Genomic DNA, 24057 nt, shown 5'->3' on the forward strand with positions numbered 1-24057 from the left:
TGACGCTATATCTGTAACGGGCGTTACACGCCGTCAACCCGCAGCGAGTCCCTCCGGGGGCTCATGTGCGCCAGCACACCGAGGACGCGATGAGCGCGATCACGCCGCACAGGAGCAAAGGCCGGCCGCGCACCTTCGACCGGACCCAAGCCCTGCACAGCGCACTGGAGGTGTTTTGGAAGCATGGCTACGAGCCGGCGACCATGGGCGAGCTTTGCTCCGCCATGGGGATCAACCCGCCGAGCCTCTATGCGGCCTTCGGCAACAAGGCCTCCCTCTTCATGGAGGCGGTCGAGCATTACGAGACCACCTATTGGGCGGCTCCCTGGAGGCTCCTCGACGAGGAGCCGGACCTGCGCGTCGCGGTCGGGCGGTTCATGGCCGAGGCGGCCGCCGTGTTGACCTCTCTCGACGCGCCGTGCGGCTGCATGGTCGTCCTGGGCACGGCGAACGTCTCGCCCGAGGCACAGGACGTCCACGACGCCTTGAGGGCCTTGCGGGAGGTCAGCCGGACCAACTTCCGCAAGCGCTTCGAGCGGGCCCTCGACGCCGGCGACCTGCCGCTCGGGACCGACATCGCGACGCTGGCCTCGACCTTCAACACGCTGCTGCAGGGCCTGTCGGTCCAGGCGCGGGACGGTGCCGCGCGGGCGGAGCTTGAGCGCATCGCCGAGGCGTCCCTCGCGCTGTTGCCGCATGCCGGCTCAGGCGCCCCTGCCGATGGGCGCGGGCGACCATGACGGTCAAGCATCGCGACCTCGCCGGGATCGACCTCAACCTGCTGGTGGCCCTCGACGCGCTCCTGACCGAGCGCAGCGTCACCCGTGCGGCGGGCCACCTTAACGTCGGCCAGTCGGCCATGAGCAGCAGCCTCGGCCGACTGAGGAAGCTGCTCGGCGACGAGTTGCTGACGCGGGCCCCGGACGGCATGCGGCTGACCCCGCGGGCGGTCGCCCTGGTCGAGCCCGTCCGGTCGGCGGTCCGCCAGTTCCAGTGCATCGTCCTCCGCGAGGATTCTTTCGATCCTGCCACGGTCAAGCGCGGTTTCACCCTCGCGGTGCCGGGCAGCGTCGAGGCGCATCTCATCCCGCGGCTGCTGGCCCTGCTGGGACGCGAGGCGCCCGGCATAAGCCTAAGGCTCCGCGCCCTCGACTACGGCAACGTGCTGGGGGAACTCGATGCCGACCAAGTCGACCTGGCGGTCGGGGTCGTGACGGAGGGCCAGGCGCATCACAAGGTCCGGGCGCTCTACCGCTTCGGCTACCTCTGCCTGTTCAACCCGGAGCTCCTCGGGGTCGCGCCGCCGCTCTCGCTCGACGATTACCTGCGCTTCCCACACATCATGACGAGCATAACCGGCGCGGATCGCGGGGTGGTCGACATCTCCCTGGCCGCCATCGGCAAGCGGCGCAGGATGGCCGCGACCACGCCGCGGTTCACGACCGTGGCCTTCCACGTCCAGGCCGCCCCGGTCATCACCACGATGGTCGACGCGCTCGCCCTCGGCTTCGCCGCGCAGCTCGGTCTCGCCACGAGCCCGGTGCCGGTGTCCCTCGAAGCCTCCACCATCTCGATGGTCTGGCATTCCTCATACGACCATGACCCCGCGCACCGGTGGCTGCGCGAGGTCATGGTGCGCCTCGGGCGCGAGGCCGCGCAGGATCAGGCCAACGCCCTGTGAGGCCGGGCGCTAGCGCCCGGCATTAAAGCGAGCCGAGCCTGACGTTCCCCGCGTCGGCCTCGGCGGTGGCAGGGGCGGTCGGCAGCCACCGAACCACACCCGCGGTCGCGAAGCCGCCCTGGCGAAGCACGCCGGAGGCGTCCGAGGCGATGCGCGGATTGCGGTACGCCCTGGTGATCACGCCCGGCGCCTTCAACGGTTCGACGGAAACCGTCTCCGCGCGGGCCTGGACCCACCGGGAGACGGAAGGCACCGAGAGTCCGCCCTGGCGGCGGATATCGGAGGCGTTCAGTGCCACGCCCGGCGCGTGATACGCCGCCCCGATGACTGCAGGCACGCTGAAGCTGGAAGCCACGTCGGCTGCGGCTGCGGGGGCGAGCGCGCCAAGCGTGAGGATGGCGGCGGCTGCGAAGGTGCGGATGCGGTTGGTCATCGTTCGATCCTCGTGGGCGGCGGGCAGTCCCGTCGTTCGGTGAGGTGAAGATGCGGACCGCGTGAGAATTGAGCAAACAGTTGAGATTGATACCGCTCATTGACATCGTCAATGTCGTAGCGGTCGACCGGTTTCAGCTCCACTTCGGCGAGACCGTTGGCCACTTCTCGAAAATCACTCGATGCCCCTCTCGCGAGGATGGAGCAGACTCGCACGCCCGGCCGCCCGCATCCCTAATATGACAGCATATTGTCATCTTGACGAACTTGGTCCGAATGCTATGTTGTCTCTCATGAGCACCAAGAAACAGGTCGCTGCGTCGGCGCAGGCACACCTTCGCGAGGCTTGGTCCGGTCTCGTCATCGAAGTCTTCCGCATCAACGGCGAACTGCTAGCCGCTGGTGACACGCTCGTCGGTGATCTTGGTCTGACGAGCGCCCGGTGGCAGGTGTTGGGAGCCATCGCGCTCTCGCCCGTGCCGCTGCCGGTCGCTCATATCGCCCGCAACATGGGCCTGACGCGGCAGGCCGTGCAGCGCCTGGTCGACGAGATGCGGACGGATGGCCTCGTCCGCCTGGAGCCGAACCCGCATCACCGGCGGGCCATGCTGGTCGTAGCGACGGAGCGCGGTGAGGTCGCCTATCGCGTCGCCATCGAGCGGCAGGAGCGCTGGACCGATACCCTCGCCGCCGGCCTATCGCCCGAGGCGTTCGAAGCTGCCAGCACCCTGCTGCGCGAGATGCGGGAACGGATCGAAAGGTCCGAGCCGGCGGCCGCCATCGGAACCCGAACCCAGACACAAGGAGCCTGATGTGCCCAAGTTCATCGAGATGGACCAGACCGTCACCCTGGCGGACCAACTGAAGGACGAGGGTGGCCCGGTCGTCCTGATCAACACCTTCGTGGCCCGGCCAGCCGATGCCGACCGGCTGCTCGCCGCCTGGACGGCCGACGCCGAGGTCATGACGCGGCAGCCCGGGTTCGTATCGACCCAACTGCATCGCGGCATCGCCGGCAGCGGCGTGTTCCTGAACTACGCCGTCTGGGACAGCATCGCTGATTTCCGGGCCGCCTTCACCAATCCGGAGTTCCGGGCCCGCCTGTCCGACTATCCCGAGACCGCGACGGTGAGCCCGCACCTGTTCCGGAAGGTCGACGTGCCCGGCATCTGCGCGGCGTGAGCTCATCCGTTCTCCAGCTTGAGGCTTTCATGCCATCTGAAGCGACGACCGAGCCCTACGACGCCGAGGTCATCGTCGTGGGCGCCGGTCCCGTCGGCCTGACTACGGGCTGCGCCCTGCGCCATCACGGGGTCGATTGCCTGATCCTGGAGGAGAGGACCGAGGTCCGGGCGTATTCCCGGGCCAACAACCTCTGGGCGCGGCCACAGGAACTCCTGGCCTCTGTCGGCCTGCGCGACGCCATCGCGGAGCGCGCCTACCCGATCCGTTTGGTCAACTTCTTCATGAACGGCACGCCCACGACGCCGATCCGGATCGACGACGTCACCAGTCCCCACCCGCAGGTCCTCTACAGCGGGCAGGACGTCATCGAGACGACCTTGATCAAAACCTACGAAGGGCGCGGCGGCCGGATGCAGCGCGGCGGAAGGGTCGTGGCCGTCGCCCAGGACGGCGATGGCGTGACCGTCACGGTGAGGCGCGGAGACGACGGGCCTGAGGAGCTCCTGCGCTGCCGCTACCTGGTCGCCGCCGATGGCGCCAAGAGCACGGTGCGCACCCAGTTGGGCCTGGACTTCGTGCCAGAGCGGTTCGAGGGCCGGATGAACCGTCAGGTCGACGCGAAGCTGTCCTGGCGGCGGTCGCTGGAACCCGATCAGCTCTGGTTCTTCTACTACGAGCGCGGCTTCTGCGGCGTGATGCCGGTCTGGGGCGGCTATCATCGACTGTTCTTCTTGGCCGATGACGCGGGGGTGCCGGACCGTGATCCGACGCTCGACGAGATCCAGGCGGTGGCTCGGGAGGTCACGCGCGACGAGACCCTGACGCTGACCGATCCGCAGTGGCTCACCCACAGCCGCTTCCAGTACGGTGTCTCCCCCGGATACAGCAGTGGCCGGGTGTTCCTGGCCGGCGATGCCGGGCACCTGTCCCTGCCCATCGGCGGCCAGGGCATGAACGCGGGCCTGCATGATGCCGTCGAGATCGCGTGGCGGCTCGCGGCGGCGCTGCGCGGAGAGATTGCGCCCGCGGTCCTCGAATCCTACGATGCCGAGCGCGGCGGCGAGCACGCCAGGCTCAGCGAGCAGCAGGCGAAGGGCTTCCGCCGGACCGTCTACCGGGGAACCGTCACGGACGTGGCCCTGGGCCTGGCGGCCAAGGTGGTGCCGGGCATCGGCGCCCTGCTCCAGGGCACGGACGACCTGCAGCAACTCTCGGTCAGCTACCCGAAGAGCCCGCTAAACGAAGACCATCTCTCTGGCGTGACCCACCTCCTGAACCGCGGGCCGAGGGCTGGCGAGCGGGCCCCCGAGGCCGAGGTCACGCGGGCCGGGGCGACGACCTCGCTGTTCGCCTACCTCTACAACCCGGATGGGCGGACGACGGGCTGGGCCCTGCTGTGTTTCGACGGGCGGTCACCGGAGGCGGAGCCTTCACTTCGAGCGGCCATCGAGGCCGTCGCCCCGTGGGGCTGTGTGCGGCCGCGCCTTGTCTTGGCGGGTCCCGCCATCGATGCGGGGGAGGTGCCTATGTTGTCGGACCTCGACGGCAAGGCGCATGGCGCCTACGGCCTGGAAGGCCAGCCTTCGATTGTCCTCGTTCGACCCGATGGGCATATCGCCTATCGCGACGCGGCCGACCGGCCGGAGCGCTTGGCTGCGTACTGCCGACGGGTATTCGTTATCTGAAGCGAGTTGATGGCTTGAATTAAGGTGGCCATCCAGTGGCTCGACCCGAGGGTTGGCAGCAGAGCAGTAGGCGGGTGAACTGCTGTCAGGGAACGGATCAGGGCTCACTCCCCCGAGGTCCGGAATTGAAGGATGCGGGCTCAGCTTAGCGCCTAAGCCAGCCCATAATCGTGCCGTTTCTCGTGCCCTACCGGAAAAAAGGTGAGTCCCGCCCAGGGGATCGATGGTTTGGACGGACCGTTATGAGCGGTCGGCTCTAACCATTGAGCTACAGGCCCTCTCGCTTCCGCAGCGATGGAAGGAGCGATACCCGAGTGGGAGACGCGCGTCACCCCGGATTTCGCGGCGCGACCGTGAACCGGGGCAGGCTTAAGAGCAGCCATGCGGAGCCTCGCGTCCCGACCGGATCTCACCGATCGCTCTGTCGGCGCACCGTCGTAGGCGGGTGAGCCGCCCCTTCGCTCCTTAGGAGCCGCGCGAGTCGATCGAAATCGAACGGCGCGTGCGCGCCCGCACGGGCGGGGTGCGTCGGTGGACGCCGACGTCTGGCGGTGCCCGGCGCGACGACCACATGAGGACATCGACGGGCGCGGCGAAATCCGCGCGCCGTCCGTTCGTCCTTGAAACAACGTGAGCTTCCTCCATGCCTTCCCTGTCCGACCCGATCCGCATCGGCGCGATCGACGCCAAGAACCGAGTCTTCATGGCGCCGCTGACCCGCGGCCGCGCCTCGCGCGAGCACGTGCCGACGCCGATCATGGTGGAGTATTATCGCCAGCGGGCCAGCGCCGGCCTGATCCTCACGGAGGCGACCGGCATCTCGCAGGAAGGGCTGGGCTGGCCCTTCGCGCCGGGCATCTGGTCTGATGGACAGGTCGAGGCCTGGAAGCCGGTGGTGAAGGCCGTGCACGACGCCGGCGGTAAGATCGTCTGCCAGCTCTGGCACATGGGCCGCATCGTGCATCCGGACTTCCTCGGCGGCCAGAAGCCGATCTCGGCCTCGGCGACAACGGCCCCGGACGCCGCGCACACCTACGCGGGCAAAAAGCCCTACGCCGAGGCGCGGGCGCTGTCCGTCGACGAGATTCCGCGCCTGCTGGCCGACTATGACCGCGCCGCGCGCAACGCCATGACGGCCGGGTTCGACGGCGTGCAAATCCATGCGGCGAACGGCTACCTGATCGACCAATTCCTGCGCGACGGCACGAACCTCCGCACCGACGCCTACGGCGGTTCAATCGAGAACCGTCTGCGCCTGCTCACGGAGGTGACGCGCACCGTGGCTGAGGCCGTCGGCCGGGACCGCACCGGCGTGCGCCTCTCGCCCAACGGCGCGATCCAGGGCGTGGATGATTCGAACCCCGAGGCCCTGTTCGGCGCCGCGGCGGCGACCCTCTCGAAGATCGGGATCGCCTTCCTCGAGCTGCGGGAGCCGGGCCCGAACGGCACGTTCGGGACGTCCAATCATCCCCCGATCGCCCCGGCGATGCGGGCGGCCTTCGACGGCCCCCTGATCCTGAACTCGGATTACGACGGCCCGCGGGCGCAGGCGGCCCTCAACGAGGGCCAGGCCGACGCCATCGCCTTCGGACGGCCCTTCATCGCCAACCCCGACCTGCCGGAACGGTTGTTTACGAGCGCCCCACTGAACAACGACGAAATGAAGACCTGGTACAGCCAGGGTCCGGAAGGCTACGTCGACTATCCGACCCAGGGTGCCGCCAAGGCGGCCTGAGCCGCCGACACGAGCCGATCGGAGCCGTCTACTGTATAGTTCTATACACGAGGCGGCTCCTCGACTGTCGTGGGACCCGGACCATCGCGGATTCACCTCGATCCACATCGAAGACCGTTAGCGCTATCGCTCGGACGGGAGACATCCTATGTGTTGCGACCGACGAGGATAGCCGCTTTTGCCATCGACCGATGCCTGCTCAGTCGCGCAGACCGGATGGACCGAGTCCGATCGGCTGGCGGAGCTCGCCAGCCTGGATCTCGCCGCGACCGGCCGGGAAGCCGTCTACGACGATTTGACCCGCATCGCGGCCCTGCTCTGCAATGCGCCGATCGCGCTGGTCAGCCTCGTGGAAGCGGACCGGCAATGGTTCAAGGGACGCGTCGGGTTCGAGCTGCCCGAGACACCACGGCGGATGTCGATCTGTGCGCACGCCCTTGAGGCCGAAGCGCTCCTCGTCATCCCGGACCTCACCCTCGATCCGCGCACCCGCGACAACCCCCTCGTCACGGGGGAGCGGCAGCTCCGTTTCTACGCCGGTGCGGTCATTCGCTCGCGCTCGGGCTATCCCCTCGGCACTCTCTGCGTCCTCGACGGCATCGCGCGTCCCGAGGGCATCACCCCGGTGCAGGCCGAGATGCTGGAGGCGCTGGCCCGGCAGGCCGCGACGCTGATCGAGCTGACCCGGACCCGCCGCGAAGTCGATGCGCGCGAGGCGGAGTTGGAGGCGAGCGAGCGTCGGTTCCGGGTGATGACCGGCGCGATGCCGCAGATGGTCTGGACCACCCGGCCCGACGGCTATCACGACTTCTACAACGACCGCTGGTACGCGTTCACCGGCGTCCCGCCGGGCTCGACGGACGGCGAGGCCTGGAACGGCATGTTCCATCCCGACGACCAGGACCGGGCCTGGTCGCGCTGGCGCCACAGCCTGGCCACCGGCGACCCCTACGAGGTCGAGTACCGCCTGCGCCACCATTCCGGGGCCTATCGCTGGACCCTGGGGCGGGCGATGCCGCTCTTCGATGCCGAGGGGCGGATCGAGCGCTGGTTCGGCACCTGCACCGATATCGAGGACCTGAAGCGGGCGGAGGCCGAGGCGCTGAAACTCGCCGCCATCGTCGAGCAGTCACAGGACTTCATCGGCATGGCCGACCGGGAGGGGTTCGTCCAGCACATCAACGAGGCCGGACGCCGCCTCGTCGGACTCCCCGACGTCACCGCGGTGGCCGGCACGCAGCTCCTCGACTATTTCATGCCCGAGAGTCAGGCGCTCGTCACCGGAACGGTCCTGCCCGCCGTCGAGCGGCAGGGCTGGTGGGAGGGCGAGCTCGCCTTCCGGCACTTCGGGACGGGGGAGGGGATCGCGGTCCTCTACAACATCTTCCCGGTGCGGGACGACGAGGGTCGGTTCGTCGGTTACGCCACCGTCACCCGCGACCTGCGCGAGCGCAAGCGGGCGGAGGAGGCTCAGGACCTCCTGATAAAGGAACTGTCGCACCGGATCAAGAACATCTTCGCCGTGGTCGGCGGCATCGCCGGCCTGTCGGCCCGGACCGATCCGGCCGCCCGTCCCTTCGTCTCGGCCTTCCGGGAGCGCCTCGGCGCCCTGGCGCAGGCGCACGAATACGTCCGCCCGCACTCCCCGGCGAGCGCCCCCGTGGTGAAGGGCCAGACTCTGTTCGGCCTGATGCGCCTGATCATGGCGGCCTACGTGCAGGACGGGCGCGCGCGGATCGTCGTCGACGGGGACGACGTGGCCGTAGGCGAGCGCGCCGCCACGGCGCTGGCGCTGATCATGCACGAGCAGGCCACCAACGCGATAAAGTATGGCGGCCTTTCGACCGAGACCGGCGGCGTCCGCCTCACCGGCCGGCGTGACGGCCCATCCTACATTCTGACCTGGGCGGAGAGCGGCGGCCCCACGGTGACCGGTCCGCCGACCCGGCAGGGCTTCGGCACGGTCTTGGCGCAGCGCAGCGTCGTCGGGCAGCTGGACGGTACGCTGGAGCAGGACTGGGCCCCCAGCGGTCTCGTGATGCGCCTCGTCATTCCGGTGGATCACCTCAAATCGTGAGTCTCCCTCCGTATCGCCTCGTCGTCTTCGATTTCGACGGGACCCTGGCCGACAGCTTTCCCTGGTTCGCTGGTGTCATCAACGGCGTAGCCGACCGCTACGGCTTCGCCCGCATCGCAGAGCACGAGACCGAGACGCTCCGGGGCATGGATGCGCGGGGCATCGTCCGGCATCTCGGGATTCCAGCCTGGAAGCTACCGCTGATCACCCGGCACATGCACCGGCTCGCGGCCCGGGATATTGGGGGGATCCGGCTGTTTCCCGGCGTGCCGGACCTGCTCGCCAACCTCGACGGAGCGGGCCTGCGCCTCGGCATCGCGAGCTCGAATCGGGAGGCGACGATCCGGCGGGCGCTGGGACCGGCGGCCCGCCACTTCACTCACTACACCTGCGGTGCGTCGCTGTTCGGCAAGGCCCATCGCCTGCGTGCCCTGATCCGTGACGCCAGCCTCGCCCCGTCCGCGGCGCTCTACGTCGGCGACGAGATTCGCGACCATCAGGCCGCGACCGAAGCGGGCTGTGCCTTCGGGGCCGTGACCTGGGGCTATACCCGCGTCGACGCACTTGCGGCGCGAACGCCGGAGCACCTCTTCGCCGACCCCGCGGCGATCGGCCGGACCGTCGTGTCGACCCCGCCACAGGGGATTGGAAAGTGCACAGCGCTCCGGCCGGCCGGATTGCCTATTGCTCCCTCCGCACGCCACGTTAACGTCCGTTAGGTGAGGCATCCGGAGCGACGCTACACTTGGAAAGCTTGTGCATGGACAAGACGCAGCGATCGCAACCGATCGGACCGGCCGTCTCTCCGGATCGGGAGCCGGGGGTCCGCCGGTTCCGGGCCCGCGGGGCGCGATCGCATTTCCTGATCGCCTGCCTCGCCGGCGGCCTGCAGGCGACCTATGCCCCTCAGCCCGAATCCGAGGTCTCCGACCTGTTCGCGAGCCTGATCGCGCAGCTCGATTCCAGCGAGCCGGGAAGCCGCTGAAGCGGTCAGGGCCGATCGCGCCGTCCGCGACGACTGCGGGCCACCGCCTTCCGCAGGACCCTTGAGAGCTGCTCCACCGAATAGGGCTTGTGCAGCAGTTCGAACCCGTGGGCCCCCTCCTCGGCCAGAACATGGCTGTACCCGCTGGCCAGCACCACCGGCAGGTCGGGCCGCCGCCGGACGATCTCCTTGGCGAGCTCGATCCCATTCATGCCCGGCATGACGATGTCGGAGAACACCACCTCGAAACGGAAGGGAATCTTCTCGAGCTGCCGCAGGGCATCGGCGGCGGAGGTCGCCCAGACCGTGTGATAGCCGAGTTCGGCCAGGGTCTGGGTCGCGAAGCGGCCGACCTCCGGGTTGTCCTCGACGACGAGGACGCAGGTGCCGTGCCCCTCCGTCAGCGGCTCGGCCTCCTCGGGCGGCCTGGCGGTTTCGGATAGGCCGGACACGCGCGGCAGATAGAGGGTGAAGCTCGAGCCGCGCCCCGGCTCACTCTCGACGAGAACCTCGCCCCCCGACTGCTTGGCGAAACCGAACACCTGGCTGAGGCCGAGGCCGGTCCCCTGACCGACGCCCTTGGTGGTGTAGAACGGCTCGAAGATCCGGTGCAGGTCCCCCGCGGCGATGCCGGAGCCGGTATCGGTCAGCGATACGGCCACGAAGGCGTCCCCGCGGATGTCGAGGGGCGGGATCCCCGAGACGGCGCCGACGCGGATCGTCAGCCGGCCCTCGCCCTCCATGGCGTCGCGCGCATTGACCGCCATGTTCACCAGCGCGGTGTCGAACTGGCTCGGATCGGCATGCACGTAGCAGGGCGTCTCCGGCACCTCGACCACGATGGCGATGCGGGCCCCCGTCAGGGTGCCGACCATCTCGCTGATCGCGGCGACGCCCGCGCCCACGTTGAAGGTTTCGGGCTTCAAGGCCTGGCGCCGTGCGAAGGCGAGGAGCTGGCCCGTGAGCTTGGCGGCCCGCGCCACGGTGTCGGAGATCGCATCGACGTAGCGGCGGCGGCGATCCTCGGCGAGGCCCGGCCGCTTCAGGAGGTCGGTGGAGGACTTGATGACGGTCAGAAGGTTGTTGAAATCGTGGGCGACGCCGCCGGTGAGCTGACCGACGGCCTCCATCTTCTGCGCCTGACGCAGGGCCTCCTGGGCCTGGGCGAGGGCGGCCTCCCGCGCCTTCTCCTCGGTGATGTCGCGGCCGCTGCAGTAGGAGCGCCCGCCCTCCGGCACCGCCGTCCAGGACAGCCAGCGATAGCCGCCGTCGCGGGTGCGATAGCGATTCTCGAAACGGAAGACGGGCGTGCCGCCCGCCAGGGCTCCGACGACCTCGGCGGTGCGCTCCACGTCGTCCGGATGGATCAGGTCGAGCACGGACCGGCCGGCGATCTCGGATTCGGACCAGCCGAGCACGACCTCCCAGGCCGGGTTCAGGCGCTCGAAGTAGCCGTCCGGGTGCAGCACGCCGAGCAGGTCCGGGCTGACCAGCCAAGTCAGTCCGCGCTCGTTGGAGCGCAGGATGACCTGGCGCTCCAGATCGGCGTTGAGGAAGCGCAATTCCGCCTCGTTCCGGCGCAGGGCGATCTCGGCGAGCGCCCGGTCGGTGACGTCGACGCCCTCGACGAAGACGCCGGTAACGGCGCCGTCATCGTCGAAGATCGGCTGGTAGACGAAGTCGAGATAGAGCTCGACCTCCGCCCCGTCCGCCACGCCCTGCAGGGTGAGCTTCGAGGCCGTCGCCGTGAAGGCATCGCCGGAGCGATAGACGGTGTCGAGAAGGTCGAGATAGCCCTGGTCTACGGCGTCCGGAAGAGCCTCGGCGACGGTCCGACCCAGAAGCGGCCGGTCACCGACGAGGCGCCGGTAGGCCGGGTTGGCGAGTTCGAAGCGGTGTTCGCGCCCGCGCAGGACGGCCATGAAGCTCGGAGCCTGGGCGAACAGCTGCTCGAGGCGCTCGCGCTCGGCGCTCGCCCGCCGTTCGGCCTGCACCCGGCCCGTCGTCTCGGCGCACGCGCAGAACATGCCGACGACCTGCCCGGCCTCGTCGCGCACCGGCGTGTACCCGAAGGAGAAGTAGGTCTCCTCCGGATAACCGTTGCGGTGCATGATGAAGGCGATGCCGTCCATGTGCGTCGCCTCGCCCGCATAGGCGCGGGCCAGGATCGGCTCCACCTGATCCCAGATGTCGTGCCAGAGGTCGCGGAACGAGCCGCCGAGGGCGGCCGGATGGCGGGCGCCGCACATAGCGGCGTAGCCGTCGTTGTAGAGGGTGATGTAGTCCGGCCCCCAGACGATCAGCATCGGCTGCTGCGAGCCGAGCATCACGCCGATGAGCGTCTTCAGGGCCTGGGGCCAGCCGCCCGGCATGCCGAGCGAGGTCGCCGACCAGTCATGGCTGCGCAGGAGCGCGCCGGTCTCGCCACCCTCGACGAGAAAGGCTTCGCGAAACGGCATCCTCGGGTCCTCTGCCCGCCTGGCGTCGAGCCCGGGCGAGCCATTCACGGTCCGCGCCACACGCGCGCCCCCTCAGTCGGCCGGTCGCCCAACCCCTCGGTTCCCGAGGGGTGGACCGCGATGCCTACAGACCGCGATTGGCGCCGGGCACGACGCTGGTGCCGGACCCGCTGCCGAACGGCTCGTACTTGGTCAGGCCGCGGAAGAGCTGGCTGAGGAAGGCGCGATCGGCGCCGCTGGTCGGCGTAGTCCGCTCGATGAAGTCGAACACCTTACCGTCTTGCAGGCCGTAGAGCGCCACGCGCTCGACCTTGAAGGCGCCGTTGAAATAGACGGCGGTGACCTTCTGGTCCTCGACCCGTTCGCCGAGGAACAGGACGGTGCGGCGCGTGTTCTGGCTGATATAGTACCACGATTTGTTGCCGACGGTAGAAACGGTGGACGGCGTGCCGAGGATCTGCAGCACCTGCTCGGCGCTCATCCCGGGCTTCACGGTGGCGAGGGCGGCCTGGTCGATCTGGTAGCCGTGGCGGATGTCCTCGCCGATGCAGCCGGACACACCGGCACCGATCACGCCGAGGACGGCGAGGCGAGCGAGCGACGAGACGAGACGGCGCGACATCGGCCACCCTTGCTGACAGTGAGAAACTGGACGCGACTTCCGGGAAGGCGTCTTCCGTGACGGTGTCTTGCGGCCCCGATCCCGACCCGACACCGAGGCAAGAAGTATCCCGATGGAGGTTGCACCTTGACCGTTCGCTGCCGTAACGCGGGGTTATGGTTTTGACAAGGCAAGCCCGGCCACACCCGCCGGCCGTCCGCGCCGGCTTCGCGCCCGGCGAGCCTGGGAGATGTGCATGATGACGGGGCTCCTCGACCGGCTCCGCGCCTGGGGCCGGTCGAGCCCGCGCGAGCGGGTGATCGAGACGCTGCACGGGCGCATCAACGAGGCGGCCCGCCAACCGGACCTCTACCTCCACCTCGGCGTACCCGACACGTTGGAGGGACGGTTCGAGTGCCTGATCCTGCACGTCATCCTGGTTCTGCGCCGCCTGAACCGCCTGCCGGAACCGGCGGCCGACGTGGCCCAGGACCTCGTGAACGCGGTGTTCCTGCAGCTCGACTCGTCCCTTCGGGAATCCGGCATCGGCGATTTCGGGGTCCCGAAGCGCATGAAGAAGCTCGGATCCGCCTTCTACGGCCGGGCCGAGGGCTACGATGCCGCCCTCGATGCCGGGGATACGGCGGCGCTGACGGCAGCGCTCGCGCGCAACGTCCTCGGGGTCGGCGCACCGGCGGCGGCGGCCGGCCTCGCCCGCTACGTCCTCGCCAGCGATGTCGCCCTGGCCCGGACCGACCTCGACGGGCTGATCGCCACCGGCCCGGCATTCCCGCCGCCGCAATCCTTCGCCGCTCCCCCGGCCGGACCGGACGGCACCACGACACGGATCGTCCCATGACCCGCCACGATACGCCCCGTCACGGAGAGACCGGACCGCTCGCGCGGATCGTCAGCGTCGACCGCCTGCGCCGCAGCGATGGGCGGCTCGTCGTCACCGCAAGCCCGGAGGAGTGTGCCGCCCTGGCCGCCGACTTCGAGATCCCGGCCATCCGGGACCTCGTGGGCACCTTCGAGACGAGCGGCCCACCCTCGGCCTTCCGGGTGCGCGGAACGGTGACGGCGCAGGTGACGCAGGTCTGCACGGTGTCCCTGGAGCCCTTCGAGGGGCCGGTCTCGGAGCCGGTGGACCTGCTGTTCACCGACACCGACCGGCTCGCGGGGACCGACGCGGAGGATGCCGACGTCCCCGACCCGATCGTGGGAGGCAAGATCGATTTCGGCGCGATCACGGGCGAGTTCCTGGCGCTCGGGCTCGACCCCTATCCGCGCAAGCCCGGCGTCGCGTTCGAGCCCCATATCGAGGATCTGGACGAGCCGCCGCTGGCGGCCCTGCGCGGGCTCAAGCCCGCCAACGATTGAGATCCGCGACCAGCACATCGGACCGGCTTTGGGCGAAACGCTCAGATTTCGTTTGCCCACCGGGCCTCAATCGCTATTTTCCGCCCCGCCGGGCAGGGGGCCGGTCGTCCGCCGCCACCCCGCCCACCGTGATGCCTCCCGCCGGGAGGCCGTTCCTTCCGCGATCAGAGGCCACCGGCCACCCACCATGTCCCAGAGAGTGTGCATCTCGCTCGACGCCATGGGCGGCGACCACGGCCCCACGACCGTGGTGCCCGGCGCCGCCATTGCCCGCGAGCGCCATCCCGAGATGACGTTCCTGATGTTCGGGGATGAGGCAATCCTCACGCCACTGGTGGCCGCCGAGCCGCGCCTGAAGGGCGCCGTCGAGATCCGCCACACGACGATGGCGATCTCCATGGACGAGAAGCCGAGCCAGGCCGTTCGCTCGGGGCGCGGCAAGTCCTCGATGTGGCGCGCGATCCAGGCGGTGAAGGACGGCGAGGCCGATGCCGCCGTCTCGGCCGGCAATACCGGCGCCCTGATGGCGATGTCGAAGATCTGCCTGAAGACCCTGGCGGGCATCGAGCGCCCGGCCATCGCCTGCCTCTGGCCGACGGTGCGCGGCGAGAGCGTGGTCCTCGATGTCGGCGCCACCATCGGCACCGATGCCGAGCACCTCGTCGAGATGGCGGTGATGGGTTCGGCCATGGCCCGGATCGTGTTCGACCTTGACCGGCCGACCGTCGGCCTCCTCAACGTCGGCACCGAGGAGATGAAGGGCAACGAGGCCGTCAAGGAAGCGGCGCGCTACCTGCGCGAGACCGACCTGCCGAACCTCGCCTATCACGGCTTCGTGGAGGGCAACGACCTCGGCAAGGGCACGGTGGACGTCGTCGTCACCGAGGGCTTCACCGGCAACATCGCCCTGAAGACCGCAGAGGGGACGGCCAAGCAGATCGGCAGCTACCTGCGCGCCGCCATGAGCCGGACCCTCTCGGCCAAGATCGGCTACTTCTTCGCCCGCCAGGCCTTCAAGGCCCTGCGGGACAAGATGAACCCGAGCCGGGCCAATGGCGGCGTGTTCCTCGGTCTCGAGGGCATCGTCATCAAGAGTCACGGCTCCGAGGACGCGCACGGCTTCGCGGCGGCGGTCGACCTCGCCCACGACATGGCCCGGCACGACCTCATGCGTACCATCCGCGACATGCTCGACCTGACGCCGGCCGCGGTCGCGTCATGAGCCGATCCGCGCACAGAAGGACGGCCCCATGACGGTCACGACCGGGACGGCCCATTCCGGAAAGGTCCTGCGCTCCGTCGTGGTCGGCTGCGGCTCCGCCCTGCCGGCCCGATGCGTCACCAACGACGAGCTCAGCCGCACCGTCGACACCTCCGACGACTGGATCGTGCAGCGCACCGGCATCCGCCAGCGCTACCTCGCGGATGCCACCGAGACGACCTCGGTCCTCGGCGCGCGCGCCGCCCGGGCGGCCCTCGACGAGGCGGGCCTCGGCGCCGACGACATCGACCTCATCATCTGCGCCACCTCGACGCCCGACCACACCTTCCCGTCGACCGCCACCGAGATCCAGGCGGCGCTGGGCCTGCGCGGCGGTTTCGCCTTCGACGTCCAGGCCGTCTGCGCCGGCTTCGTCTACGCCGTGACCACCGCGGACAAGTTCCTGAGCACGGGGAGCGCCAAGCGTGCCCTGGTCATCGGGGCCGAGACCTTCTCGCGGATCCTCGACTGGGAGGACCGCACGACCTGCGTGCTCTTCGGCGACGGCGCCGGGGCGGTCGTGCTGGAGGCCCGGGAAGGGGAGGGCAGCAGCGCCGATCGCGGCGTGCTCACCGCGAGCCTGCGCTCGGACGGACGGCACCGCGAAAAACTCTACGTCGATGGCGGCCCGGGCTCCACCGGAACCACCGGCCATCTGCGGATGACGGGCAAGGACGTCTTCCGCTTCGCCGTCGGCTCCGTGATCGACGTCGTCGACGACGCCTTCCGGGCGTCCGGGACCACGGCCGAGGATCTGGCCTGGTTCGTGCCGCACCAGGCCAACCGGCGGATCATCGAGGCGTCGGCCGACAAGCTCGGCATCGCCCGCGAGAAGGTGGTCCTCACCGTCGACCGGCACGGCAACACCTCGGCGGCCTCGATCCCCCTGGCCCTCGACGTCGCCCGCAAGGACGGCCGGATCCAGCCCGGCGACCTCGTGATGATCGAGGCGATCGGCGGCGGGTTCACCTGGGGCGCGGCCCTCATCCGTTGGTAGGCGCGACCGGTTTCCGAAACGGGGCCTCACGCACTGTTGACCCCGGCCTGAACGCCGATTAGCGTGCGCAATCATAGAGATACTAAGAAAACTCGAATCGCCTTGGGGAATATCGCATGACGGGAAAGACGGTCACACGCGCCGATTTGAGCGAGGCCGTCTACCAGCAGGTCGGCCTCTCGCGGACCGAGTCCTCCGCCCTGGTCGAAACGGTGCTGTCCGAGATCTGCGCCTGCCTCGCCAGCGGCGAGACGGTGAAGCTGTCCTCGTTCGGGTCCTTCGTGGTGCGCAGCAAGGGCCGTCGGGTCGGGCGCAACCCGAAGACCGGCGTCGAGGTGGCGATCGAGCCCCGCCAGGTCATGGTGTTCAAGCCCTCGAACGTGCTGAAGGCCCGGATCAACGGCCTGAACGGCGCGGCCGAGCACGACGACGCGTAGGCCCGCCATGTCCCTCGCCGCGCGGATCGAAGACGCAAAATCCGATTCTCGCGACGGGGAGGCGGCCGTGCGTGAGGGTCCCGAGAAGAGCGCGGGCGCCTTCCGCACCATCAAGGAAGCCGCGGACGAACTCGACGTGCCCCAGCACGTCCTGCGTTTCTGGGAAACGCGCTTCACGCAGATCCGCCCGGTCAAGCGGGCCGGCGGCCGGCGCTATTACCGGCCCGACGATCTTGACCTCCTGAAAGGCATCAAGCACCTGCTGCACGGGCAGGGCTACACCATCAAGGGCGCCCAGCGGGTCCTGCGGGAACGTGGCCTGCGCTTCGTCCAGTCGGTGGGCCGGGGCGAGGCCGTGGCGGCCGCCCCCTCGCTCCAGGATGCCGAGCACGAGGCGCCCGCGGCCGACCTCGCCCCCGGGGACGGCCTCACCGCCGCGCAGCGGGCTGTCCTGGCGGACGCCCTCGCGGACCTCCGGGCATGCCGTGCCGCCCTGGCGGGCCTGCGCCTGCCTCCCGAACCCATCGGCGACGCCTGAGGGCGGAGCGGTGATCGCGGGGAGGGCGAACGCCCACTCGACGGCCGCGCCTGCGATCCCCACATCCGCTGTAGCCGGGCCGAATCCACCGCGTCCCGCGCGGATCGCCCGGCGTGATCGGAGTTCGTCCCGCATGCTGCTCGCCCGTTCCCTCACCTTCCTGGCCGCCGGCACCCTCCTGGCGGGGCCGGCCCTGGCGCAGACCACGGTCACCCGCAGCGAGACTGCCGCCAGCGGCAAGAGCGTGCGCCTCGCCATCGTGCCGAACCTGAAGAAGGATTGCTCCACCGGCCCGATGCCCGAGATCCGCGTCAGCGGCGCGCCGAAGAACGGCTCGCTGATCACCAAGGTCGGCAAGATCAAGACCCCGGCGAAGTACCGCTGCCCCAGCAAGGAGGCCGCCGTTCAGGCGGTGTTCTACCAGAGCAAGGACGGATTCACCGGCAGCGACGAAGTGACGGTGGACGTCAAGGATTCCGACGGGAACGTCCAGACCCAGAACATCAAGATCACGGTCGGCGCCGCCAAACCCGACGCGACCAAGCCGGACGCGGCGAAGAAGGATTCCACGGACCTTTGAGCCTCCCCCGGGGCCGCGGTGGTCTGCCATCCGCGGCTCCGACACCGAACCCGAATGGCAGGGCCGCCTGGTGCACTGTGGCACGCATCCCACGCCCAAGTTCCGTCGTGAATGCGCTGCGACAAAACTGGGCCTGTCAGTTGCATCCAAGGCGAGACAGGATGAAGCTGTCGCTGTCGTGAGGGGATCGGAAAGCCTATGCCGTCGACGAACGACCTGTTCCAGAGCTTCGCCCGTGGCTACGAGGCGCGTCGCGATACGGAGATGAGCCTCTCCGAGTATCTCGAAGCCTGCCGCGACGAACCGTTGATGTACGCCTCCGCCGCGGAGCGCATCCTCGAGGCGATCGGCAAGCCCGAATTCGTAGACACCGCGAAGGACCCGCGCCTCGGGCGCGTGTTCATGAACCGCACGATCCGGGTCTACCCCGCCTTCGCCGAGTTCTACGGCATGGAGGAGACGATCGAGCGGATCGTCTCGTTCTTCCGCCACGCGGCACAGGGGCTGGAGGAGCGCAAGCAGATCCTCTACCTGCTCGGCCCCGTTGGCGGCGGCAAGTCCTCCCTGGCCGAGCGCCTCAAGGCCCTGATGGAGACGCACCCCATCTACGTGCTGAAGGCCGGCAACGAGGTCTCGCCGGTCTTCGAGAGTCCGCTCGGATTGTTCGACCCCGAAACGATGGGTTCCGAGATCGAGGAGCGTTACGGCATCCCAAAGCGACGACTTACGGGCCTGATGAGCCCCTGGGCCCTCAAGAGACTGGACGAGTTCAACGGCGACGTCTCGAAATTCAAGGTCATCAAGGTCCGCCCCTCGCGCCTGCGCCAGATCGGCATCGCCAAGACCGAGCCCGGCGACGAGAACAACCAGGACATTTCCAGCCTCGTCGGCAAGGTCGACATCCGGCGCCTGGAAACGCTCTCGCAGGCCGATCCCGACGCCTACTCCTACTCCGGCGGCCTCAACCGGGCGAACCAGGGCGTCCTCGAATTCGTCGAGATGTTCAAGGCGCCGATCAAGATGCTGCACCCCCTGCTCACCGCGACGCAGGAGGGCAACTATGTCGGCACGGAAAACATCGGTGCGATCCCGTTCACTGGCGTGATCCTGGCCCACTCGAACGAGTCCGAGTGGCAGACCTTCAAGACCAACAAGAACAACGAAGCCTTCATCGACCGCATCTACGTCATCAAGGTGCCCTACTGCCTCCGTGTGACCGAGGAGCAGCGCATCTACGAGAAGCTGGTCTCGGGCTCCGAACTGTCCGACGCCGCCTGTGCGCCGGGAACCCTGGAGATGCTGGCCCGCTTCTCGGTGCTCTCGCGCCTGCGCGAGCACGCCAATTCCAACGCCTTCTCGAAGATGCGGGTCTACGACGGCGAGTCCCTGCGCGAGGTCGATCCCCGCGCCCGCTCGATGCAGGAGTACAAGGACGCCGCTGGCGTCGACGAGGGCATGGACGGGATCTCCACCCGCTTCGCCTTCAAGGTGATGGCGGCGACCTTCAACCACGACACGACCGAGGTCTCGGCCGATCCGGTCCACCTCATGTACGTGCTGGAGCAGGCCCTGCGGCGCGAGCAGCTGCCTCCCGAAACCGAGAAGCGCTACCTGGAATTCATCAAGACGGAGCTGGCGCCGCGCTACGCGGAGTTCATCGGTCACGAGATCCAGAAGGCCTACCTCGAATCCTACCACGACTACGGTCAGAACCTGTTCGATCGCTACATCGACTACGCCGATGCGTGGATCGAGGATCAGGACTTCAAGGATTCGGAGACCGGGCAGCTTCTGAACCGCGAACTCCTGAACCAGGAGCTCACCAAGATCGAGAAGCCGGCGGGCATCGCCAATCCGAAGGACTTCCGCAACGAGGTGGTGAAGTTCGCCCTGCGCTCGCGGGCGCAGCACGGCGGCCGCAACCCCTCCTGGACGAGCTACGAGAAGCTGCGCGAGGTCATCGAGCGCCGCATGTTCAGCCAGGTCGAGGAGTTGCTGCCGGTGATCTCCTTCGGCTCGAAGAAGGACGGCGAGACGGAGAAGAAGCACGGCGAGTTCGTCGACCGGATGGTGGCCCGCGGCTACACCGAGCGGCAGGTCCGCCGTCTGGTCGAGTGGTACATGCGGGTGAAGCAGGCGGGCTAGGGCATCGACCGAGCCTTGTCCGCACGGTGACGGGGCGGCCGCCACGGGTGGTCGCCCCGCTTCGCCGATCCCACATTGGTCTCGAGGGCGAAGGCACACACATCGGATGCACATCGTCGACCGCCGTCTGAATCCCGGGGGCAAGAGCCTCGCCAATCGCCAACGCTTCCTGCGCCGCGTGAAGGACGTGGCCCAGCGGGCCGTGCGGGAATCCGCGCGGGAAAAGGACATCAAGGATCTCGGCAAGGACGGCCGGGTCTCGGTGCCGGTCGATGGGGTTCGCGAGCCGCGCTTCGCCCGCCAGTCCGGCACCGGCTTGCACGACCACATCCTGCCCGGCAACAAGACCTACGTGGAGGGCGACCGGATCGAGCGCCCTCCGTCGGGCGGCGGCGGCAAGGGCTCGGGGGAGGGCGGCGAGGGCTCGGAGAACAGCGAGGACGCCTTCCGCTTCGTCCTGACCCGCGAGGAGTTTCTCGAGCTCTTCCTCGAAGACCTCGAATTGCCCGATCTCGCCAAGCGCCGGCTCTCGGTGGTGGAGACCGAAGGGCTTCGCCGGGCCGGCTATACGATCTCGGGCTCGCCCGCCAACCTCGCCCTGACGCGCACCCTGCGCAATTCCATGTCGCGGCGCATCGCCCTCAAGCGGCCGAAACCCGACGAGATCGCCGCCCTGGAGGCCCGCATCGCCGCGACGCCGTCGAGCGATCCCGACCTGCCGGACCTACTGCTGGCGCTCTCGGGCTTGCGCGAGCGCACCAAGCGCATCCCTTACGTCGATCCCCTCGACCTGCGCTACCGCCGGTTCGAGACCTATCCGCGCCCCGTGGCGCAGGCGGTGATGTTCTGCCTGATGGACGTCTCGGGCTCGATGACCGAGCACATGAAGGATCTGGCCAAGCGCTTCTACATCCTGCTGCACATCTTCCTGACCCGGCGCTACCGGCACGTGGAGATCGTCTTCATCCGCCACACCGACAAGGCGACGGAGGTGGACGAGGAGACGTTCTTCGGGTCGCGCGAGACCGGCGGCACCCTGGTCTCCTCGGCGCTGGTGGAGATGAAGCGCGTCATCGCCGAGCGCTACGATCCCAACGACTGGAACATCTACGCCGCGCAGGCCTCCGACGGCGACAACGTGTCGAGCGACGGCCCGACTTCGACGGAGCTGCTGCGCGCCCACATCCTGCCGGCCTGCCAGCACTTCGCCTATCTGGAGGTCGGCGACGAGAACGGCCCGCGGGCCGGCTTCGTCGAGCATCGCACCACCCTGTGGCGGACCTACGAGGGCCTGGCGAAGACGGGCGCAGCCATCGCCATGCGCAAGGTCAATCACCGTCGCGACATCTACCCGGTGTTCCGCGAGTTGTTCGGGCGCAAGGACGCCCGGGCGGAAGCGGAGGCGTAGCACCCACGGGCGCTCTCCTCCCCCCCTTTGGGGGGCGTTGGAGGTGGAGGTGGCACCGCTTGGCCTCGGAGGTCGACGGGCCAACCCAGCCACCCCAACTCCTCCCCACAAGGGGGAGGGGACGCGCCACCATCGGAAGCACAGAGGGGACAGTTATGGTCGGCAGCATCATTCGCCCCACGCCCCAGCGGAACTCCGGCGGCCAGGAGCCGCTCTTCACCGGGAACGATTGGGACTTCGACACGATCCGGCGCATCCACGATGCCTGCGAGGTCGAGGCGCGGGCGCTCGGCCTGTCCTGGTATCCAAACCAGATCGAGATCATCACCGCCGAGCAGATGCTGGACGCCTACGCGTCGATCGGCATGCCGCTGTTCTACAAGCATTGGTCCTTCGGCAAGCACTTCGCCCAGCACGAAGCCGGCTACCGGCGCGGCATGATGGGGCTCGCCTACGAGATCGTCATCAACTCGGACCCGTGCATCTCCTACATCATGGAGGAGAACACGGCGACGATGCAGACGCTGGTGATTGCGCACGCGGCCTTCGGCCATAACCATTTCTTCAAGAACAACTATCTCTTCAAGCAGTGGACCGACGCAGAAGGCATCCTCGACTATCTCGACTTCGCCAAGGGCTTCATCTCACGGTGCGAAGAGCGCCACGGCCACGCCGCCGTGGAAGCCGTGCTCGACGCCGCCCATGCGCTGATGAGCCAGGGCGTCCACCGCTATCCGCGCAAGAAGCGGCCCGACCTCGCCTCGGAGCAGCGCCGCGAGCGCGAGCGCGCCGAGCACGGCGAGCAGATCTACAACGACCTTTGGCGCACCCTGCCGCAGAAGGCGGCCGCCGGGCGTCCCGACATCGCGGCGGAGCGGCGCAAGGCGCTCCTCGAACTGCCGCAGGAGAACATCCTCTACTTCCTGGAGAAGGTGGCCCCCCGACTCCGGCCCTGGCAGCGGGAGATCCTGCGCATCGTCCGCCTCGTGGCGCAGTACTTCTACCCGCAGCGCCAGACCAAGGTGATGAACGAGGGCTGCGCCACCTATTGCCACTACCGGATCATGAACGCCCTGTCCGAGAAGGGCCTGATCGGCGAGGCGGCCTACCTGGAGTTCCTGCAGTCGCACACCAACGTCGTGCGCCAGCCGAACTACAACGAGCGCGGCTACAATGGCCACAACCCCTACGCCATCGGCTTCGCCATGATGCAGGACATCGCCCGCATCGTGGAGCAGCCGACGGAGGAGGATCGCGTGTGGTTCCCCGAGATCGCCGGCACCGGCGACGCCATGGCGACCCTGTGCGACATCTGGGCGAACTATCGCGACGAAAGCTTCATCGCGCAGTTCCTGTCGCCCAAGCTCATGCGCGACATGCGCCTGTTCCACGTGGTCGACGACCCCGACGAGTCGGAGCTCTACGTCGAGGCGATCCACGACGAGCGCGGCTATCGCAAGATGCGTCGCTCCTTCGCCCGGCAATACGACGTGGCGTGGCTCGACCCGGATATCGAGGTGGTGGACGTCGATCTCGAAGGCGACCGGCGCCTCATCGTGCATCACCGCGCCCTGAATCGCATCACCCTGCAGAAGGACGATGCCAAGCGGGTGCTTCAGCACCTGGCGGATCTCTGGGGCTACGACGCGGTTCTCAAGGAGATCGATCCGGCCAACGACGCGGTGCTGGCCGAGCACCATGCCAGCGCGCGGCCGATCTTCTTCTGATCCGGGCTGCGTTTCCGCGAAGCGGCGCCCGTATCGGCAAGCCGGCGCGGCGCTCGAGCGAAGCCGAAATCCGCCAGCCCCCGGGGACAGGATTTGGTATGACAGAGCGGGCGCGGCCTAACGGCTCACGCAACAGCGCGGCTCATGAGAGGATTGGCGGCGGCCCCCAGCCGCGCTAGCCTGCGGCGATGATGAACGACGACCTGCGCGAATCGCGCGCCGCCCTGATCCTACTCGCCGCCGCGGTCGGCTCCGTCCTGATCTTCGGTGCCGTCACCATCCTGATCCAGCTCTGACGCGCCGGAGGCAGCGCCTCAGTGGGTCCAGGGAGCGGTGCGATTGAATTTGAAATTGTCCGAATAGGACAGGCCCTTGCGCAGGATCGGCTTCTGCGGCTCCTCGACCCGGTAGGACAGGCCCGCCCGCGTCGCGTAGGCCACGGCGTCCTCGCGCGTCTCGAACTCGAGATGGACCTGCTGCAGCATGTCGGACGAGCCGGTCCACCCCATCAGCGGGTCGGTCTCGCGCGGCGCGGTCTGGTCGAATTCCAGCACCCAGGCCTTCGCCCGCGCCGTCCCGGACTGCGTCGGATCCTTCGCGGGCTGGTAGATGCGGGCGCTCGTCATCGGGTCGTCCAACTCCAGGGAGCCTCGGCGGGAAATGATGGTCGGGGCGATAGGATTCGAACCTACGACCCTCTGGTCCCAAACCAGATGCGCTACCAGACTGCGCTACACCCCGACA

Annotated in this window: 23 protein-coding genes and 1 tRNA gene; 19 read left to right on the top strand and 5 right to left on the bottom strand. The window is 68.5% G+C overall.

Annotation, left to right across the window (positions count from 1 at the left end; genetic code table 11):
- Positions 1-89: 89 nt before the first annotated feature.
- Together ASF20_RS04640 and ASF20_RS04645 are read left to right on the top strand one after the other, a co-directional pair.
- Complete coding sequence (locus ASF20_RS04640; protein ID WP_056271402.1) at positions 90-740, top strand: TetR/AcrR family transcriptional regulator; 651 nt, start codon at positions 90-92, stop codon at positions 738-740.
- Positions 737-1681, top strand: a complete 945-nt coding sequence (locus ASF20_RS04645; RefSeq protein WP_056271405.1) for a LysR family transcriptional regulator — start codon at positions 737-739, stop codon at positions 1679-1681. Before ASF20_RS04640 ends, ASF20_RS04645 begins: the two co-directional genes overlap by 4 nt.
- 22 nt (positions 1682-1703) lie before the next feature.
- Here the strand turns inward: ASF20_RS04645 and ASF20_RS04650 are convergent, their stop codons facing one another.
- Positions 1704-2114 (bottom strand): hypothetical protein, encoded by a 411-nt coding sequence (locus ASF20_RS04650; RefSeq protein ID WP_056271407.1) that lies wholly within the window; start codon positions 2112-2114, stop codon positions 1704-1706.
- A gap of 292 nt (positions 2115-2406) precedes the next feature.
- Here ASF20_RS04650 and ASF20_RS04655 point away from each other — a divergent pair, with 292 nt between their 5' ends.
- The 7 genes from ASF20_RS04655 to ASF20_RS04685 all read left to right on the top strand — a co-directional run bounded on the left by ASF20_RS04655 (position 2407) and on the right by ASF20_RS04685 (position 9780).
- The gene (locus tag ASF20_RS04655; RefSeq protein WP_056271410.1) at positions 2407-2925 is read left to right on the top strand and encodes a MarR family transcriptional regulator; all 519 of its coding nucleotides are present in this window, start codon (positions 2407-2409) and stop codon (positions 2923-2925) included.
- 1 nt (position 2926) lies between these two features.
- A complete protein-coding gene (locus ASF20_RS04660; protein WP_056271413.1) occupies positions 2927-3295 on the top strand; it encodes an antibiotic biosynthesis monooxygenase family protein in 369 nt (122 codons plus the stop codon).
- A 29-nt stretch (positions 3296-3324) separates the two neighbouring features.
- Positions 3325-4983, top strand: a complete 1659-nt coding sequence (locus ASF20_RS04665; protein WP_056271416.1) for an FAD-dependent monooxygenase — start codon at positions 3325-3327, stop codon at positions 4981-4983.
- Between the two features lie 643 nt (positions 4984-5626).
- Positions 5627-6718: an alkene reductase gene (locus tag ASF20_RS04670; RefSeq protein WP_056271419.1), complete on the top strand. Its 1092-nt coding sequence runs from the start codon at positions 5627-5629 to the stop codon at positions 6716-6718.
- 178 nt (positions 6719-6896) lie between these two features.
- Entirely contained in the window at positions 6897-8795 is a 1899-nt protein-coding gene (locus tag ASF20_RS04675) for a PAS domain-containing protein (RefSeq protein ID WP_056271422.1), read from the top strand.
- Positions 8792-9514: an HAD-IA family hydrolase gene (locus ASF20_RS04680; RefSeq protein ID WP_244476327.1), complete on the top strand. Its 723-nt coding sequence runs from the start codon at positions 8792-8794 to the stop codon at positions 9512-9514. The genes ASF20_RS04675 and ASF20_RS04680 overlap by 4 nt, the downstream gene beginning before the upstream one ends.
- 41 nt (positions 9515-9555) lie before the next feature.
- Positions 9556-9780 (top strand): hypothetical protein, encoded by a 225-nt coding sequence (locus tag ASF20_RS04685; protein WP_056271425.1) that lies wholly within the window; start codon positions 9556-9558, stop codon positions 9778-9780.
- Positions 9781-9785: 5 nt separating this feature from the next.
- Here ASF20_RS04685 and ASF20_RS04690 read toward each other — a convergent pair whose 3' ends face one another.
- Positions 9786-12239 (bottom strand): PAS domain-containing protein, encoded by a 2454-nt coding sequence (locus ASF20_RS04690; protein ID WP_056271428.1) that lies wholly within the window; start codon positions 12237-12239, stop codon positions 9786-9788.
- Positions 12240-12363: 124 nt separating this feature from the next.
- Entirely contained in the window at positions 12364-12861 is a 498-nt protein-coding gene (locus ASF20_RS04695) for an outer membrane protein assembly factor BamE (RefSeq protein WP_056220949.1), read from the bottom strand.
- A 238-nt stretch (positions 12862-13099) separates the two neighbouring features.
- Between ASF20_RS04695 and ASF20_RS04700 the strand changes: the two genes are divergently transcribed.
- The 10 genes from ASF20_RS04700 to ASF20_RS04745 all read left to right on the top strand — a co-directional run bounded on the left by ASF20_RS04700 (position 13100) and on the right by ASF20_RS04745 (position 23313).
- Positions 13100-13699 carry a ubiquinol-cytochrome C chaperone family protein gene (locus ASF20_RS04700; RefSeq protein ID WP_156394300.1) on the top strand — a complete coding sequence of 200 codons (600 nt, stop codon included), beginning with the start codon at positions 13100-13102 and terminating at the stop codon, positions 13697-13699.
- The gene (locus ASF20_RS04705) at positions 13696-14220 is read left to right on the top strand and encodes a DUF177 domain-containing protein (protein WP_056220951.1); all 525 of its coding nucleotides are present in this window, start codon (positions 13696-13698) and stop codon (positions 14218-14220) included. The genes ASF20_RS04700 and ASF20_RS04705 overlap by 4 nt, the downstream gene beginning before the upstream one ends.
- 187 nt (positions 14221-14407) lie before the next feature.
- Positions 14408-15442, top strand: coding sequence for a phosphate acyltransferase PlsX (gene plsX, locus ASF20_RS04710; RefSeq protein WP_056220954.1), 1035 nt, complete (start codon positions 14408-14410; stop codon positions 15440-15442).
- A gap of 28 nt (positions 15443-15470) precedes the next feature.
- Complete coding sequence (locus tag ASF20_RS04715; RefSeq protein ID WP_056271431.1) at positions 15471-16478, top strand: beta-ketoacyl-ACP synthase III; 1008 nt, start codon at positions 15471-15473, stop codon at positions 16476-16478.
- Positions 16479-16594: 116 nt separating this feature from the next.
- Complete coding sequence (locus tag ASF20_RS04720; protein ID WP_056220962.1) at positions 16595-16915, top strand: integration host factor subunit alpha; 321 nt, start codon at positions 16595-16597, stop codon at positions 16913-16915.
- A gap of 67 nt (positions 16916-16982) precedes the next feature.
- Complete coding sequence (locus ASF20_RS04725; RefSeq protein WP_244472586.1) at positions 16983-17453, top strand: MerR family transcriptional regulator; 471 nt, start codon at positions 16983-16985, stop codon at positions 17451-17453.
- Between the two features lie 133 nt (positions 17454-17586).
- Positions 17587-18033 carry a hypothetical protein gene (locus ASF20_RS04730; RefSeq protein WP_056220968.1) on the top strand — a complete coding sequence of 149 codons (447 nt, stop codon included), beginning with the start codon at positions 17587-17589 and terminating at the stop codon, positions 18031-18033.
- A 198-nt stretch (positions 18034-18231) separates the two neighbouring features.
- The gene (locus ASF20_RS04735; protein WP_056220971.1) at positions 18232-20178 is read left to right on the top strand and encodes a PrkA family serine protein kinase; all 1947 of its coding nucleotides are present in this window, start codon (positions 18232-18234) and stop codon (positions 20176-20178) included.
- 106 nt (positions 20179-20284) lie between these two features.
- Positions 20285-21586: a YeaH/YhbH family protein gene (locus ASF20_RS04740; RefSeq protein ID WP_056271438.1), complete on the top strand. Its 1302-nt coding sequence runs from the start codon at positions 20285-20287 to the stop codon at positions 21584-21586.
- A 155-nt stretch (positions 21587-21741) separates the two neighbouring features.
- The gene (locus ASF20_RS04745; protein ID WP_056271441.1) at positions 21742-23313 is read left to right on the top strand and encodes a SpoVR family protein; all 1572 of its coding nucleotides are present in this window, start codon (positions 21742-21744) and stop codon (positions 23311-23313) included.
- Between the two features lie 314 nt (positions 23314-23627).
- Here ASF20_RS04745 and ASF20_RS04750 read toward each other — a convergent pair whose 3' ends face one another.
- Together ASF20_RS04750 and ASF20_RS04755 are read right to left on the bottom strand one after the other, a co-directional pair.
- Complete coding sequence (locus ASF20_RS04750) at positions 23628-23939, bottom strand: ETC complex I subunit (protein WP_056271785.1); 312 nt, start codon at positions 23937-23939, stop codon at positions 23628-23630.
- Between the two features lie 38 nt (positions 23940-23977).
- A tRNA-Pro gene (locus tag ASF20_RS04755) sits at positions 23978-24054 on the bottom strand.
- Positions 24055-24057 lie beyond the last annotated feature (3 nt).

It is taken from the genome of Methylobacterium sp. Leaf88, assembly GCF_001422795.1.
GTDB lineage: Bacteria > Pseudomonadota > Alphaproteobacteria > Rhizobiales > Beijerinckiaceae > Methylobacterium.